At 47.2% G+C, this 15942-nt stretch carries 19 protein-coding genes; 7 read left to right on the top strand and 12 right to left on the bottom strand.

All coding sequences use genetic code 11. The features are described from left to right. The 8 genes from AT710_03755 to AT710_03720 form a co-directional block, all read right to left on the bottom strand. Positions 1–662, bottom strand: a 662-nt coding sequence (locus AT710_03755) for a hypothetical protein (protein KUO92375.1), incomplete at its 3' end; no start/stop codon positions are given. Beyond that, positions 646–1638: a hypothetical protein gene (locus AT710_03750; GenBank protein ID KUO92374.1), complete on the bottom strand. Its 993-nt coding sequence runs from the start codon at positions 1636–1638 to the stop codon at positions 646–648. The genes AT710_03750 and AT710_03755, both read right to left, overlap by 17 nt. Further along, positions 1635–2618 (bottom strand): hypothetical protein, encoded by a 984-nt coding sequence (locus AT710_03745; protein ID KUO92373.1) that lies wholly within the window; start codon positions 2616–2618, stop codon positions 1635–1637. Before AT710_03745 ends, AT710_03750 begins: the two co-directional genes overlap by 4 nt. Before the next feature lie 254 nt (positions 2619–2872). Continuing rightward, positions 2873–3763: a hypothetical protein gene (locus AT710_03740; protein ID KUO92372.1), complete on the bottom strand. Its 891-nt coding sequence runs from the start codon at positions 3761–3763 to the stop codon at positions 2873–2875. A gap of 96 nt (positions 3764–3859) precedes the next feature. Continuing rightward, complete coding sequence (locus AT710_03735) at positions 3860–4309, bottom strand: hypothetical protein (protein ID KUO92371.1); 450 nt, start codon at positions 4307–4309, stop codon at positions 3860–3862. 15 nt (positions 4310–4324) lie between these two features. Further along, positions 4325–4594: a hypothetical protein gene (locus tag AT710_03730; protein ID KUO92370.1), complete on the bottom strand. Its 270-nt coding sequence runs from the start codon at positions 4592–4594 to the stop codon at positions 4325–4327. 139 nt (positions 4595–4733) lie between these two features. Next, a complete protein-coding gene (locus AT710_03725) occupies positions 4734–5558 on the bottom strand; it encodes a hypothetical protein (protein KUO92369.1) in 825 nt (274 codons plus the stop codon). A gap of 22 nt (positions 5559–5580) precedes the next feature. Further along, on the bottom strand, positions 5581–5835 hold the full coding sequence (locus AT710_03720) for a hypothetical protein (protein ID KUO92368.1): 255 nt from the start codon (positions 5833–5835) through the stop codon (positions 5581–5583). A gap of 84 nt (positions 5836–5919) precedes the next feature. Between AT710_03720 and AT710_03715 the strand changes: the two genes are divergently transcribed. Next, complete coding sequence (locus tag AT710_03715) at positions 5920–6972, top strand: glycerol-1-phosphate dehydrogenase (GenBank protein KUO92367.1); 1053 nt, start codon at positions 5920–5922, stop codon at positions 6970–6972. A gap of 75 nt (positions 6973–7047) precedes the next feature. On the opposite strand, the gene AT710_03710 is transcribed toward AT710_03715, so the two are convergent. From AT710_03710 to AT710_03700, 3 genes are all read right to left on the bottom strand, one after another. Beyond that, on the bottom strand, positions 7048–7401 hold the full coding sequence (locus AT710_03710) for a hypothetical protein (GenBank protein ID KUO92366.1): 354 nt from the start codon (positions 7399–7401) through the stop codon (positions 7048–7050). A gap of 1 nt (position 7402) precedes the next feature. After that, positions 7403–8497: a translation initiation factor IF-2B subunit alpha gene (locus AT710_03705; protein ID KUO92365.1), complete on the bottom strand. Its 1095-nt coding sequence runs from the start codon at positions 8495–8497 to the stop codon at positions 7403–7405. 74 nt (positions 8498–8571) lie between these two features. Then, on the bottom strand, positions 8572–9186 hold the full coding sequence (locus tag AT710_03700; protein ID KUO92364.1) for a hypothetical protein: 615 nt from the start codon (positions 9184–9186) through the stop codon (positions 8572–8574). 230 nt (positions 9187–9416) lie between these two features. Between AT710_03700 and AT710_03695 the strand changes: the two genes are divergently transcribed. From AT710_03695 to AT710_03680, 4 genes are all read left to right on the top strand, one after another. Next, entirely contained in the window at positions 9417–10427 is a 1011-nt protein-coding gene (locus AT710_03695; protein KUO92363.1) for a hypothetical protein, read from the top strand. Continuing rightward, positions 10424–11197, top strand: a complete 774-nt coding sequence (locus AT710_03690; protein KUO92362.1) for a hypothetical protein — start codon at positions 10424–10426, stop codon at positions 11195–11197. Before AT710_03695 ends, AT710_03690 begins: the two co-directional genes overlap by 4 nt. A gap of 127 nt (positions 11198–11324) precedes the next feature. Then, a complete protein-coding gene (locus tag AT710_03685) occupies positions 11325–12362 on the top strand; it encodes a hypothetical protein (GenBank protein KUO92361.1) in 1038 nt (345 codons plus the stop codon). Between the two features lie 3 nt (positions 12363–12365). After that, positions 12366–12845 (top strand): hypothetical protein, encoded by a 480-nt coding sequence (locus AT710_03680; GenBank protein KUO92360.1) that lies wholly within the window; start codon positions 12366–12368, stop codon positions 12843–12845. Here the strand turns inward: AT710_03680 and AT710_03675 are convergent. Beyond that, entirely contained in the window at positions 12787–14382 is a 1596-nt protein-coding gene (locus AT710_03675; protein KUO92359.1) for a bifunctional ADP-dependent (S)-NAD(P)H-hydrate dehydratase/NAD(P)H-hydrate epimerase, read from the bottom strand. The two genes, AT710_03680 and AT710_03675, sit on opposite strands and share 59 nt — an antisense overlap. 256 nt (positions 14383–14638) lie before the next feature. Here AT710_03675 and AT710_03670 point away from each other — a divergent pair, with 256 nt between their 5' ends. Both AT710_03670 and AT710_03665 read left to right on the top strand, forming a co-directional pair. Next, complete coding sequence (locus AT710_03670) at positions 14639–15007, top strand: hypothetical protein (protein KUO92358.1); 369 nt, start codon at positions 14639–14641, stop codon at positions 15005–15007. After that, positions 15004–15846: a hypothetical protein gene (locus tag AT710_03665; protein ID KUO92357.1), complete on the top strand. Its 843-nt coding sequence runs from the start codon at positions 15004–15006 to the stop codon at positions 15844–15846. Before AT710_03670 ends, AT710_03665 begins: the two co-directional genes overlap by 4 nt. The last annotated feature ends 96 nt before the right edge of the window (positions 15847–15942 follow it).

Below are 15942 nucleotides of genomic sequence, written 5' to 3'. Positions count from 1 at the left end.
TTAGGCGTTAATGCATCCGGTGACCCCTGCATTAGTATGCGGCCGCCCTTAATCGCTATTATTAAGTCGCTCTCCAGCGCGAGCTCCACATCGTGGGAAGCAACGATCACGGTAGATAGGTTCGCCATTTTCCTCAGGATCCCATGTATCCTCAATTGATTGCCTAAGTCTAGGTTAGCCGTTGGTTCATCGACGATGATGATGGGGGCACCCGTCGCGAGCGCCCTAGCTAATAGAACAAGCCGCTTCTGGCCGGTGCTGAGTTCTTCGAAGAAATAATTAATGAGGGACTCGATTCCAACAAATCTAAGGGCCTCTAATGCATTCTCCCAAGTAACCCATTTGCTCCCCCTCCGCGCAGACATGATTACCTCTATAACCCTCATGTTAAACATGTTCGGCGACTCCGATGGCGCATATGATAAGTATATGGATCTATCCTTCACTTGATCCAGGTTCCTTCCATCGATGGAGATGGATCCACGCAATGGTTTTAGGGATCCTATTAAAACCTTAAGCAGGGTTGATTTGCCAACCCCATTTGGGCCCAGTATAGTGGTTAAGCCCGGCGAGGGCGTGGAGAACGTTATGTCGCTAATGATTACTCGCTTCCCGTAACCGGCCGAGACTCCCTTGAATTCAATGCTATACCTTTGCGGCACTATAGGCACCCCGGTAAAGCATTAGTATTATCAATGGTATTCCAACTATGCCCGTGACCGCGGTTATCGGTATTATGTAGTTAGATATGGATCTAGAGATGGCGTTTGATAAGGAAAGCATTAATGCACCGATTATTCCCGACGTGGGGAGCACTGCAGTATGGGATCCCCGACCCTCAGCATACCTAGCCACATATGGAGACACTAAACCCACGAAGCCTATTATTCCCGTGAATGCCATTGCGGTGGCTATCGGTATGGATGCCAGGGAAAGCAGCATGAATCTGGTTCTACCTGGGTCTAAGCCGCTTGCGTGGGCAACATCATCGCCGAGAAGCATTATGTCCAGTTGCTTCCCATAATTAATCAATATCATGAGGGGAACCAGCGAGGCAATCGTTATTGCCAGTAAGTTACTCCATGATATGCCGTTTAAGTCGCCGTATAGCACGTAGAGTGGCTGCACTATGGCTGATGGATTTATCTCCGATATGAGTATCTCAATTATTATGATTAGGGATGAAGTCAGGAGTGTGAACATGACGCCCACCAATACTAATCCAAGTGGTCCACCGCGTGAACCCATATATGACACGGCTAGGCTAGTGGCTAGGGCGAAAATGAAGGCAAGCAATGGCATCGCCACGAGGGAGAGATAGGAGTTAATTAGGTGCATTAGTATCAATAAGTAGGCCAGCAAAGCGCCTAGCACCGCGGCGCCCGCATTGCCTATCGTGAATGGNTCGACAAGCGGATTCCTGAAAATGCTTTGGAAAGTTGCGCCAGTCATTCCCAATATGAAGCCCACCAATACTCCCGTTAATGCCTCGGGAAGCCTTATGTCGATTATTATTATTTTATAGATGCCGCTGGGCATTAGGATATACCTTAGGGGCACCTTAACTGTGCCGATTACCATATTGAGGAGGATGCTCAATAAAACTAATGCGATCAAGGCCGCTTTGAGGAGCCTCATCCGCTACCCAACTCTGGCCTTATGTTATTCATTATCCAAGTCGCATTAATGCAATGAGGGGGAGAGGCATTGAATGAGGAAGCATGCAGAATATAGGCAATTAGCTTAACCCCATAAACGGAGAGGGGCCCAGGCTCCTCAATAAGGCTTTGTCCAAGATTTCCAATTATATATATATGATTCTCCTTAACCGCATTAACGGTATTTATGCCCGGCAAACTAAGTATTGCTTGAAGCGTGGCGGAGCAGTTNCCCATGAAGTCCGATGCAATTATGTAATCTGCATTATAGAGGAGGAATTGCGAGGGCGAGAGCTGGGGCCATGGATTCGTGGTGTTCACCACATCAATTCCATTAGCTAACTTTATCTCATTTCCAATAAACGTGTTGTATGATGCGGAGTATATCGGGTTAACGCCATCCAGGTAAATAACGGTGGGTCTCTCGCTGCCCTGGGTCACGGATGATATGGAGCTTAGGACTGAATTCATGGAATTAATCACAGCGGAGGCCGCTCCCGTGATTCCCAGCTTTAAGCCAGCTGATCGAACGTCGTTCTCTATCTGGCTCATATTGGTGTCAGATGTTCCATTTATCACTATTATGGTCCAATTATAGCCGCTTATCTTCGATAATTGGGGACCATACCAGCCATAATCATAGCATATTATGCTGGGCGATGCATTAACTATGGATTCTAGGGAGGGGAAGGGCCAGATCGATGACAGTATAGTCACATTGGTTTTCGGCGATTCATTGAAGTAGGCCAGTAACTGAGCTGAATACGTATCCATCTCCACAACATCGTGGCCAAGGCCAAGGGAGAAGAGTAATTGCGTGCAGGTTGGGTCCAGCGATGCTATCCTCTCCATTGGAGTAATTGTACTCCTTCCTGCGGAGTTATGGATATAGAGGAGTATCACGGCGATCACTAGAATCATCACGGCGGCCGTGATTGCCATGAGTGTGGTCCTCTTCATGAGAAATAGGATAATTATCCTATTTTTAAATTTAACCACACCACGCACAAAACACTAAACCCAAACAATTAAACCCGCAATAAACCAAAACTAGATAATCCTCCTCATCTCATGAAATTTCATTAAATGCATTAAGCCGATAGAGAAACTTTCAGTTGCTTCCAGCAACTCGCTCCCGGCCGACCATTAAGAGCGAGTTACCCACTAATTATTGAGGGGACGCAGAGTAATACCCATACCTGGGCGGGAAGGAGTCACTCAATCTCTATGCTGCCCACTATTCGCGGAGGCTTTGCATCCAGCTTCATCACTGCCGCGCGGCTGGACACGATGGGCATGGGGGAATCCACCTCTATATATGCAGTGGATTGCTCAAGTCTCATTGACTTAATGGGACGAATCTTGGAGCCCATCGATATATGTAATTGACCCTGAGTCCCCTGCTTAAAGTACTTATTAGGATTGAAATGCCCCCTAATCATACTTGATGCGCGGCAATCAATGCATAACACATCTCCCTCCTCTATATCATCAGCGCTTACCCCCTTCAGGGCTAGCCCTACCCGCGTGCCGAGTTCCGCCTCATCATAATTCACGTCCTGTATTTGAATTGATCTGACCTCAACCTCTATGCCCTTTGGTTGTAGCTTTAATTTATCATGCACCCCTATCTTGCCTCCCTTAATGAATCCGAGAATCACCGTGCCCACGCTCTTCACGTTGAATGCTTGATCTATTATGACTAGCGGCGAGTTGCTGAGAGACGCTGGACCCAATCGTCGCAACTCCTCCAGTGCTCCATATGCATCAAGATACTTGTAATTAGTCCCCAACTCATTGGCTACCTTCTTTAGTGAGTCATGATTTGAAATAACGAGTACCTGCCGCATCCCCATTAACTCTAGGGTGATTAATGCCTCGCCCAGGAATGCATCTATTTGGAGAGAATTAATTAAGGCTGCATCAGCATATGCCATAGCCTTTATCAGGGGTTGATACTTCTCGGGGTACTTGGTTGGCTCTATGAGGGTCACAACATCATCATCGATCCTCCTATGGTAAATCGTTATATCCGTTGAGGAACCCTTCTTGCCTAACTCCTTATTTATTGCGTAATCCCCTATTGTTACAGCATTAACATGCATCTAGAGAGCCGCCATTAATCACGTTAAAAACATTAATGCGAGGAGCCCATGTGGCTTTCATTCATTGGGAGAAAGCTAATAAATTGTTTCCGGATTCTAGGGCTTCATGTGTTGAGGACCGCCATCTCTGATCTTTGATGAGGTACCAGGGTTCTGAATCTCGGATTCAGCTGCATTGGGGCTTAACCACTTCATCTCATTCAAGTCAAGGCTTTTACCATACTTATTTAGGTTTATGGCTTCCATTATTATTACCCCGGCAAGTATGTGCTTACATAACTCATTCCCTAAGGTATTCGCCTCACAGGTACACTTAGCGCCGTATCTACCAATTGACGCGTAGTGATAAACATCATCACGGGTCTCGGACTTGAAGCTTAGACGGATCCCCGTGACGCCGCCGCTTTCCTCCTTCACCTCAATTATCGTTGCTTCCCTAGCATATTCAACTATATCCAGCAACCTGGAGAGCCTATAGCCTACCTTCTTGGAGAGAAGGAGGAGAAATTCCTTCATCTGAGCATTATTGCCGCTATTCCCATTCACCTCTACTCAGCCTCATTAATTGTTTTCCCCGCTCTTAATGATTTCGCTCGCCAGTCTCCTCCTTTGGAGTACCCTGCTTAATCCCCTCACGTATTTCTGGAATAATGCATCCATTATCAAATCAAGGCTTTCCTCGTTTTCGCCAATGCTCTTGATTAATTCGCTCCTGGATATAAATACCACCACTCTACAACTCATGCACCCAATCGATACTATATTGTTCTGAATCCTTACCGTTAAGGGGTCCCCGCAATTCGGGCAGGAATAACTAGGCGCTGTCACCATGATGCTGCTTCACATTGTTATTTTAAAGAGTAATTCTTAACTTAGGTGAGTAGAGCCATGAATGAATTCCTTATTAAGTATATAAATCCAAAAACTTGCTGTTAAAAACCACATGAAGAATCCATGTGTTTCTCAATAATCAATTACTGAATGCGTGCCTAATGGAGTCCACTACCTTCTTGCTCTGAGTCACAACTATGTTTATCCTTGGCTGGCTTAATATCTCCAATTCATCCAATGATGCCCCCAGCGGGTTTATCACGTAAGCGCCTAATTCCTTGGCTATGACGTATGCGGCGGCTATATCGAATACCCTTAACTTATTCCTGATATCCATGAAGAATAGGAAGCGGCCGAAAGATGCTAAAGTGGCCTCTAGACTTGATGAGCCAAGTGTACGTACCTTAAATGCTCCTAAATCATCATAAATCCTCTTTATCCTAGTGAATGTATCCACCCCTATTGATGGCTCCATGTATATCGAGGCAATCGGCTTATCCAATGCATCCCCCAAGGGCTTAACGGTATTGCCCTTTACATATATCCCCTTCCCGGCCTCCGCATAATAATACGCATCCCGCTGAACATCAACTATTATGCCCGCAATTAGGTCCTTCATCTTGGGATCCCCGGAGTACCTGGCTACGCCTATGGATATGGAGTAAAACGGTATATCCATCACGAAATTCAGGGAACCATCCAATGGATCTATCACGAATAAGTAATATGGGTCATTGCTTATCCTGACTAGGTTTCGCTCCTCCGTCAAAACAATTGCTGGAATCCCCCTCTCCTTCAGGTATCCTATTATGAAATTCTCAACTTCCCAATCTATTCGCCTAGTGACATCGCTCTTTCCTTCCTTAATTATGGACTTATAGGATGAGTCAGTGGACTTACTTATAATGAGGGAAGCAGCGCCTTTACCCACATCCACCAGAATCGACTTGATATCGATATCCACTCTAACTTCATTTAACTCGTATTTAAAAATATTTGGCAAACTCTTCACCTAGAGGAACTAATCGCCAGCCTTCTTCCCTGTATGATAAAAAAGAATGAGGGATTGCCTCCAGGGATGGAAATGAGGAGCCCTCCACCATATCTAAATGCCGCAATACATGTACTTGGTGTTTTACCTTGATCAATTTCTTCAGGACATTAAGGGATGTAACCCCCAAGACTCCCGAGGAACCCAATCCCTCAAAGGCGGGGAAACCAAAAGCGATGTAGATCTTCATTTTCGTTCATCATCTCCATAAATGAAGCTGCCTCGTGGAGCCCTCGTAAAGTTAAATAACTCGCCTAATAGTTGTACGCGTAAAATGAAGGAACTCGAAGAATTGGAGATACCTAGGTATACGCTGTTTGGGCCCGGAGCCATAAATAACGTCGGCAAGATATTAAGCATGCTGAAGCTAGGGCCAAGCGCATTAGTATTAACTGGAACCACGCACAGTAAGAAGGCCCTAGGCGGCTTAGCGGGAAACAACATGATTACGGAGGAGGTGGACTCGGTTAATGCTGAAGTCATAACTGGCCTGGCGCATAGATACAGGGGAATTGATGCAGTGATAAGCATTGGGGGAGGAAGAATAGTGGATGCTGGGAAAGCCATCGCATTCCTCCTGGATAAGCCATTCATATCTGTTCCCACGGTGGCCAGCCACGATGGCATAGCGTCCCCCTATGTTTCTTACACGCTTCAATTAGAATTAATGCGGCTAGGGTACCCGAAGATCCATAAGACGCCCCTAGCGATAATAGCGGATACATCGATAATAACGGAGGCGCCTAGGAGATACTTAACTGCTGGAATCGGCGAATTAATAGGTAAATTGATTGCCGTGAAGGATTGGGAATTGGGGGCTAAAATAAAGGGGGAATCATTCAGTGAATACGCGGCGACGCTGGCGTTATCTAGTTACCAAATAATAATGAGGAATAAACAGAACTTGAAGAGACATGATGAGGGGGCGACCAGGATAGTGGTTAAGGCATTAATAGGATGTGGGGTAGCAATGGCGATAGCCGGTAGTTCACGACCATGCAGTGGATCCGAGCATCTCTTTAGCCATGCATTGGAACTATTGACTAAGGAGAGAGGAATGAGGAGCCCACTACATGGAGAGCAAGTTGCCTTGGGCACCATAGCTATGGCTTACCTACATGGCCTTAATTGGCGCAGAATAAAGAAGACAATGCAGGAACTAGGCATACCAACTAAGCTAAGCGATATAGGCATAGATAAGGAGATGGCCATAGAGGCATTAACCATGGCTCACACAATAAGGNCCGACAGATACACTATATTGGGAACAGACGGCATAACAAGGAAGGCCGCGGAAACGGCGTTGGAAGTCACTGAACTCATCTAATTCATACGCCAATGGGTATGAATTAACTTGAAGCGTAAATGGAATGATGAATATGAATATATCGAATTAAGGGATTCACCTACGCATTTGGGTTGGAGGTGAATTAGCGCGGANCCTCCTCGTGAGGGAACCCAGGAAACTGGTTGCTTCATCCGGTTTATTCTTTGATAGGTGCCAAATATCCAGCGACTCATCCACTACATACATTATTGATTTTGATTTGGAGGTCTTGACCTTCCTCTCTATCTTAATGACCCTCTCCCCGGCTAATTTACTTAATAATCTGGCCGCCTTCAATATATTCTTGTGCCTCTCATCGAGGCCCGCCACTCTTACTAGAACCGTTGCCTTTAGGGTTAATTTGCGTCCCTTGCTGCGACGAATCAACTCAACTATTGCCCTAGTTATTTTAGTGTCGAGGTCCTCCATATTACTCACCTATCACCCTCGGTATATTTCTAGAGAAGGGGGGGTATATTATTCCTTTCTCCGTAATAATCCCAGTAACGTACTTAGGAGGGGTAGGGTCAAATACTGGATTATAGACTGGAACCCCCTCCACAGTTATGGGTACTCCCCTTATTTTCCTCACTTCATCCGGGTCACGCTCCTCTATCACCACTTCATCAACCTTGCTCTTCATATCGAAGGTGGATGAGGGGGCTAAGGCATAGAATGGAATGCCGAATTCATGGGCTATTATGGCCTCCTTCATTGTGCCTATCTTATTGAAGACATGCCCATCCCTCAATATTCTGTCGGCCCCAACCATCACGCTATTAACCATGCCTTTATACATGACTAGCCCAACGGCGGTATCCGTTATCAGAGTCGTCGGTATGCCCTCCATTATTAATTCATATACAGTTAGCCGCGCGCCCTGGAGCCAAGGCCTGGTTTCAGGGGCTATCATGGAGACCTTGATTCCCAATGCATGGGCTATCTTAACGGGGGCCGTTGCGGTTCCCAGCCCTGTTCCCGTGGCTAATCCGCCTGCATTGCATTGGGTTAGCACCGTGTCTCCCTCATTTATTTTCTCCAAACCGTGAAGACCCATGGCTATTTCAGCCTCATATTCCTCATCGAATATGGTATTGGCCTCCTCTATCAAGAGTTCCCGCAGCTGCGCTGGAGTCTTGGCTGTGCCTTCATTAACGTGCTTAGTTGCTTTATCAAGCATTCTCCTGGTTGCCCAAGCCAAATTAATTGCCGTGGGTCTAGCGGCATCTAACACCGTCTTTGCCCTCCTCAATGCTTGTATTGACTCCTCTAAGCTGGAGGGGGATGAGTTGAATAAGGCAAGCACCATGCCATACGCCGCCGTTATGCCTATTGCGGGCGCGCCCCTCACCTTCATGCTGTGTATGGCGTCCGCCGTGGCCTCCGGCGAGGATAGAGTAACATAAGCCGTCTCGAACGGTAACTTGGATTGATCCAAGAGGATTAAGCGGCCGTCGTTTCTCCATTCTATTGGTCGCACCTTTGGCTTATATAAATGCTTTATATCGTCGATAGTCGGTTTCATAGATGCACCGACACCGTTATCAGTAGGTTGTTTTTTAAGGTTTCTCCATAATAATAAATGCTGTTGACGAAGTGTTATTTGCCGGTAGCCGACATAAATAATTTATATATAAATGCTAATACCCTTAATTTTCTAAGAGATGCATTGTTTACATTAAATTCATCCTTAAGAGACTCCATTATTTTACTACAATCATTCATGTTTAATTTATTACATATGCAATCAATACTATTGCATTCTATTAATGCATCAATGAGGTCCATAGATACGCCGCGCCGCATTGCGCTGCCCACAGGCTCGATTAGTTCGGCCACGAATTGGTAAAGAGCATCGATTAAGGCCAGCCTAAGCTCATCCATGCCTAATACGACTGACTCGGCCAAGGTAATTACCTTCACGCCCAACTCATTGGCTAACTGAGAAGCAGAATCATTTGAGAAACCCCTCGCCACAACCATGGGCTTCACGCCCAGCACCACCGCATTAGTGTATGCCTGCCTTATTCCACTCACATCGACCCTACCCGACTTCACCTCAACGGCGTACTTAACCCCAGCTGGATCCATCACTAATAAATCAACCTCCCCAACCTCAATCCCGCCGGACTCCACCTTCACCCTGCTCCCAAGCACGGAATACCCCAGATTACCTAGAAGGGAGGCAACATACTCCTCAAAACGCTCGCCCATGACGCGTAAAGCCCCACGCTTCGCTATAAGCATTATGATTGAGGCCAATGAATCAGACATGCGGGGCCCAACTATAGTCATGCACCTCGGAATCCACTAATCCAGCATTGAGGGGGCAATGCTCATAATTCCATGAATTGAGGCGGCGTTTATCTGGTGGGGGTTGATCTGGAATCCATGCCTTAAATGCTGCAATAAAAAATATATATGCATATATTCAAGAAACGCCCATGGACGTAGTTAAAGGCGAGGGCACCACTATTTGCTGGAGTGACCCAGATGAGATGAGGGAGTGGTTCGCAGGCAAGGATAAGGGCCTTAGAGATAAGGTAATGGAGATGAGGGAGGCAGTGAAGACATTCATAAAGCCGGGGAATTCATTAATGTTCGGCGGCTTCGGCTACGTTAGGACCCCAGTCGCATTCGTTCACGAAATGATTAGGCAAGGAATTAGAGACCTTAAATTATTAATGGTACCCGATAATTACATATATGGCCTCCTCCTATTGGCCGGCGCATCAAGCGAAGTCGAGTTGGCGTTTACCGCTTCCCTGGAGGTCAGGGGATTATTGAGGGGAATACGAAAATTATTCGAGACTGGTAAAGTCAAGATACTCTCAGAGTGGTCCCTCGGGAGTTTTCAGTGGAGACTCAGGGCAGCGGCCATGGGTATTCCCTGGACGCCCATACGATCTTTACTAGGAAGCGATACGTTTAGGAAAAGCGCTGCCATGCAAGTGATTGACCCAATGACTGGAAAACCCATCACAATGGTGCCTGCCTGTTGGCCCGATGTGGCTGTGGTTCATGTGCATAAGGCAGATAAATACGGCAATGCACAGATAATTGGACCCCTAATGGCTGATTTCAATCTGGTCAGGGCAGCGAAGAGCCTTGTGATAGTTACTGAGGAATTGGTGTCGCCCGAGCATGTGAGGGAGGAACCATGGAGAACCACTATACCTCACTTCCTAGTGGATGCTGTGGTAGTTCAGCCATACGGTGCCCATCCAACGTTGATGCCGACAAAGTATTACTGGGATGAGGATCACCTCTATGAGTTCCTCAAGGTCACTGAAAGCGAGGAGGGGGCCCGGGAATATATTAAGAAGTACATACTTGACTCAAAGGATTACTGGGACTACTTGGAGAATAAGGTTGGCCTAAAGAAATTAAAGATGCTGGAGGACATAGAGGAGGGATTCATGGAGCCCGAGTATCCATGGGTGAATAGGAAATGAACTTCAGTAAAACCGAATTAATGGCAATAGCGGCTGCTAGAATGATAGCGAAATCCCAAGCAAAAACCATATTCGTTGGAACGGGCCTACCATTGCTGGCGGCCACCCTAGCCGCAAGGCTTTATATGCATGAAATAACGCTTATATATGAATCGGGCGGAATATCCCACGCACCGAGGCATTTGCCAATATCGGTGGCTGATACTAGGACCTATAAGGGCGGCTTCATGACGACTACCATGGATTACGTTATGTCACTGGCATCCACGGGCCGCATAGATCTGGGATTACTAGGCGGGGCGCAAATAGATCCGTATGGTAACTTAAACACGACTGTGATAGGCTCATGGGAGAAACCATCCGTTAGGCTGCCGGGAAGCGGTGGGGCTAATGAGGTGGGTTCCCTCTCTAATAAGGTGATGATAATAATGCGGCAAGACAAGAGGAAGTTCGTGCCTAAGGTTGACTTCATAACCACGCCTGGATGGCTGCAGGGAGGAGATTCACGGAAGGAGGCTGGATTACCGACACCGTCTGGCCCCTGGATGGTGGTGACCCAACTTGGATTATATGATTTTAACGGCAAGAACAAGAGGATGCGGTTAATAGCATTAATGCCGGGAGTATCGCTGGATGAGGTACAGGCAAACAGCAGCTTTGAGATAGAGGTGGCCAGCAATGTGGGAGCAATCTGCGACCCAACCGAGGAGGAGATAAAGATACTGCGCGATATAGATAAGTACAAGATATTGACAGGCAAGGAAGAGTAATTCCTGTATATCCTCATTGCCTTATTTCCGCTTCATTGATCCCCAATATTAGCCATGAGGAACCATTATTGAAGCAATGAGCCTTAACGCGGGCAAGTTTATAATGGGTTCAACGCTTCGTTGATCAATGCTGGTTAGAGTGAAATCCAAGTTCGCTAATAATGTGGAGAAGGAGCTTGACCTCTCCCCGGTTACGTTGATAAGCGGATTCCCGGGAATCGGTAAGTCGCTGATACTCAAGGTAGTTTATGGATTATTATCGGGCATTGGGAATGACTTGAATTCCATATTGATGATGGAGGGCAATGTGGAGTTAACATTCAATACATCCCAGTGGCGGGTGAGCGACATAAATGAGAGGCTTTCAGCCGTTAATTTGCCTACAATAGATGGCATGCTAACCATAGCCGTGGCCAGGCATGAGAATGCAGTGGAGCAAGTGATTAGAACTGATAAAGGCACGCTGCTGGTATCCCGACGAGGGGCGGAGGGGAGCTTCATTAAGGTGCCCCTAGACGTGGAGGTAAAGGATGCGGGATTATTCCTATCCGCTGAGGGATTATCCCTTAAGGGAAGCAATGCTGTTCAATTAATAGATGAATTCGCAACACTATATGAAACCGTCATGGATGTAGTGCGATTCATGTCACGGCAATTAGCTAATCTAAGGGTTTATTACTTAGGTCCCTACTTTGATTTCCCGCCGGTCTCCAAGATAAGTGGAAAGTCTTGGGTGGGAACCCACGGCGAATACACCGTAGAGGTCTTGGCTAGGTTAAGCATGGAGCCTAGGATGGATGGGAAGATTCGATTCCTGCGAAAGGCAATCGATGGACTCGGCTATAGAAGGCTGCGGGCCGGCCTCGTGGGGGATGGCATTGGAATAACCTATGTGGATAAGAATAATAATGAAATAATGGGTGGAGAAGTACCTTGCAGCTTAAAGACAATACTGACAATAACAACTCAATTAATGGCAAGCGAGACTGGAAGCATAGTGTTGATTGATAATATGGATTATTGCCTAGACGAGAAAACAAGCGCAGTTCTAGCCTCATTATTGCGGGAATTAGGCGCCGGCAAGCAGATAATTGGCGAAATACATACGACCCTTCTATCTAACAGCGTTGATAGTAATTACGTGACGATCCACACGGTGGGTTAGCAAATGAAGACGCGGGACCCATACCTAATTCGCAGGGCTTTAACGATAATATCATATGAGTATGGCAAGGGCACCGTGGAGAGATTAATGGGGGGCGACCTAAGCATCGAATTCAATCCGGTTCTGAATAGGGTTAGGCAGGTTTACTATAATGGGGAGCTAGCGTTCTCGATCAGGGCAAGCGATGGCTACTTATTGCCAACCCTCCTCGGGGCACGCTTCATCGACTCATACGCCGTGGTGAGGGATGAGGCTGTGCCATTTATACGGCAGGGAAGGAATGTCCCTCTCTCAATGGTAATTGATATAATTAATGCCAGGGCTGGAATGGATATAGCCATCAAGGATCAGTCAAGCAATGTAATAGGGGTGGGTCGCCTCATGGTCTCCCCAAGCGAGTTGAGGGGGCTTGGGAGGGGATTCATCATAAGGACCCGGCAGCACCTAGGAAGCCACGCACCTGGGGATGCAGTGAATCGATGACTGACCTCCTCACATCGAAGAACATGGAGAGCACCTTCGGAAGCCTATCCACTACGTCGAGGGGAGTTATGTGGAATCCCTTATCGATCACGGCAAGGTCGCCCGCTAAGCCCGTTATGAATGCAGCTATCGCGGCTGCCTCAAGTTGATCGCTTAACTTAAATGCTAGGTACGCCGTTACGCCCGTCAATACATCGCCGGTTCCCCCAATCGCCATCCCGGGATTACCGGTCTTATTCAGCTTAATCCTAACCCCATCCGTCACCACATCGGTATTGCCCTTAAGTAGAACTATGGAGCCCGGGGCCTTCTCAGCGACTATCTTCCTAACCAATTCGCCGCGCTCCAATGGATCAACGGCGCTAACCTCTACCCCGAATAATTGCTTGAATTCCCCTGCATGTGGAGTAACTATCAATCCCTTCAATAAATCAAGCCTGCCAGAGCTGCCTATCGCCTTTATCGCATCTGCATCGATCACCACCTTCTTGCCTAACTTAACGGCGGAATCAATTATATTTACTACGGCTTTCTGCGTTTCCTCCTTTAGGCCTAGGCCGGGGCCAATGGCTAGCACATGGAACTTCCTCATCTCCTCCACTATGAATCCCACATGCGACTCTCCTAACGCGTCTCCATCTAATGGAATGGAAATTATGCTGGGATTATTGCTGCGTATATCATGCGCAACGTCGCGAGGCGCATAAATATTAACTAAGTCAGCCCCCATGATTAGCGCGGATAATCCCGTGAATAGAGCCGCGCCGGTGAAGTCCCGGGACCCCCCCACCACCATTATTCTACCATTATCCCCCTTCTTGGAGTTAATGTCTCTTCCATATCTTAACAATAACATATCGCCCGCCCCCACTATTAGGGATGCCTCCCTGGGTATTCCTATATCCGCCACAATTAATTCGCCCACATATTGCTTGGCTGATTCAGCGAGTAAGCCGTGCTTAGCCATATGCATGGTCACGGTCACATCCGCCTTAACTGCCTTATCCCAAACATTACCTGTATCGGAGTCGAGGCCGCTGGGGACATCAACAGCCACCTTAGGCGCGGAGGACATATTCATTAAGTCGATGGCAGTCGCGTGGGGCTGCCTTAATCGCCCCTTAACTCCAATGCCTAGAACAGCATCAATTATCACTTGAGGCCACTTCAATATTAAGNCCTGATGCATTAGAAGCGTGTACTCATCCCTAGCCTCTATTATCCTGCACCTAAGTAGATTCATACATATCCGCAAATTAGTGGCCGCCGGCTCCTCCGATACATCGCTTGTCCTGCCCAGTAAAATAATTGTGACATTACGACCGCTATTTAATAAGTAGCGAGCGGCGACAATGCCGTCCCCACCATTATTGCCTAGACCCGCAACCACAGCCACATTTAATGCATTGGGGTATCTATGCATGACAACATCTGCGACCGCTTTCCCGGCATTCTCCATCAATATCCTATCGCTTACGCCCAAGTACTCGGCGTTTTTATCGAGGATCCTCATTTCAATTGTTGAGATGCCATCCATGCCATTAAGGACAGCGCTTAAATTTAACATTTGCTATCATCGACTCCATCCGAGCACCTATCCCGGCCCTTAAGGGGCGAGATCATCTGAATCCCTCTTTTAATGCACCTATTAGGAACGTGAGAGCTAAATCCCATTCAAGAGACATTCCTGTGAGGAATGATTTCTCCATAATTTAAGCCGGAGACTCCGTTAGGGCGGGGTAGTTCTAGGCTAACTGCAAAATGCTTAAAAGTTAATGTGATGAAATATTAATATGGCCATTAGGGAGAGTGATGTAATCGTTGCAACGGCGCCCTACATACCGGGCTACAGGGCGGTTAAGGTAATTGGCATTGCGCTAGGCATCACAGTTAGGTCAAGGGGGCTTGGCGGCAGATTTCTAGCCGGGCTCAGGTCACTGGTTGGCGGGGAGATCCAGGAGTTCACGGAGCTTGCTGAGCAGGCTAGGAGGCAGGCTATAGAGAGGATGATTAAGCACGCCAAGGAGCTTGGGGCAAACGCCGTAATAAGCTTCAGGCTTGATTCAAACGAAATAAGCGAGTACATGGACGAGATAATAGCATACGGCACAGCAGTCGTGGTGGAGCCTGAGCAGGGAGGCAGTCATGCGGTAATGGAGTGAGGCGAATCATGTCCAGCATCATCGGCCCAGCCTCAGCGCTGGCCATTGCAGTGGTTTACTGGGTAGCCGCAACAATAGTGGCCTACGTGACCTTTAATAGGGCATTATGGAGGGGTGGTAGGGGCTGGGTCTTCATCGGCGTGGGCTACATGCTACTAGCCGTCATTATTCAATACGTTCTCCAGCAGATCCCAGGATTGGTAATATTAATTAGGGAGCTGCCTTTAATGCTAGGCGTTAAGGACATCACAGAGATTAATGCCCTGGCGTCTAGTTCATTAAAGCCCTACATACCATGGCTCATACTGTACTATGGCTTAATGGCTGGCGTGTGCCAGGAAGGAGCAAGGTACTTCGCAGTTAAGGATAGGGAACCAGCCTCGGCACCGTACATAGGCTACGGCTTTGCCCTCATCGACATAGCAGTGGGTGTGCTCAACCTAGTTATCATCTTAGCGGTAGCACGCACGGGTTTACCCATCGTACCCTTTAAAAATCAGCTTCAGGCATTGTTAACCGCTCAGTACATTGGCATTGCCGTTCAACCACTAGCCTCGTTCCTATTCCACCCAGGTGCATCGATGTTTCTAAGGGCCATGCAGACTAATGGGAGGGGCTTAAGGGGCTTAGCCGTAACCATCATTGCCCATACATACATGGATTCCTTCACCCTATACTTAAATTATCTGCTCTATGGATTGTTAACAACAACAGGCGAATTAACCATAGCATCTTCAGCGGTGTACTTCAGCACAATTATATCCATATCAATTGTCCTATTCCTAATAGGCCTCAATAAGATTAAACCTAATACTAAATTGATGATTAACATGCAGTAAAGGTGTAGACAAGTTTTAAGATGTACATTAAATTTGGATTATTAGGGCATGGGTAGGGGTGGCGTCATCACCTCAACCAAGGAGGAGACCATAGCG

Source organism: Thermocladium sp. ECH_B, assembly GCA_001516585.1.
Classification (GTDB): Archaea; Thermoproteota; Thermoprotei; order Thermoproteales; family Thermocladiaceae; genus Thermocladium.
Note: the sequence above shows the minus strand (reverse complement) of the source record. Positions and strands in the feature narration are given on the sequence as shown.

What these genes read in the sequence shown, in the direction of transcription:
- AT710_03685 (KUO92361.1), top strand. Translation starts at nt 11,325, where the DNA reads ATGCTGGTTAGAGTGAAATCCAAGTTCGCTAATAATGTGGAGAAGGAG.
- AT710_03740 (KUO92372.1), bottom strand. Translation starts at nt 3,763, where the DNA reads ATGCATGTTAATGCTGTAACAATAGGGGATTACGCAATAAATAAGGAG.
- AT710_03670 (KUO92358.1), top strand. Translation starts at nt 14,639, where the DNA reads ATGGCCATTAGGGAGAGTGATGTAATCGTTGCAACGGCGCCCTACATA.
- AT710_03695 (KUO92363.1), top strand. Translation starts at nt 9,417, where the DNA reads ATGGACGTAGTTAAAGGCGAGGGCACCACTATTTGCTGGAGTGACCCA.
- AT710_03680 (KUO92360.1), top strand. Translation starts at nt 12,366, where the DNA reads ATGAAGACGCGGGACCCATACCTAATTCGCAGGGCTTTAACGATAATA.
- AT710_03690 (KUO92362.1), top strand. Translation starts at nt 10,424, where the DNA reads ATGAACTTCAGTAAAACCGAATTAATGGCAATAGCGGCTGCTAGAATG.
- AT710_03705 (KUO92365.1), bottom strand. Translation starts at nt 8,497, where the DNA reads ATGAAACCGACTATCGACGATATAAAGCATTTATATAAGCCAAAGGTG.
- AT710_03730 (KUO92370.1), bottom strand. Translation starts at nt 4,594, where the DNA reads ATGGTGACAGCGCCTAGTTATTCCTGCCCGAATTGCGGGGACCCCTTA.
- AT710_03700 (KUO92364.1), bottom strand. Translation starts at nt 9,186, where the DNA reads ATGGGCGAGCGTTTTGAGGAGTATGTTGCCTCCCTTCTAGGTAATCTG.
- AT710_03720 (KUO92368.1), bottom strand. Translation starts at nt 5,835, where the DNA reads ATGAAGATCTACATCGCTTTTGGTTTCCCCGCCTTTGAGGGATTGGGT.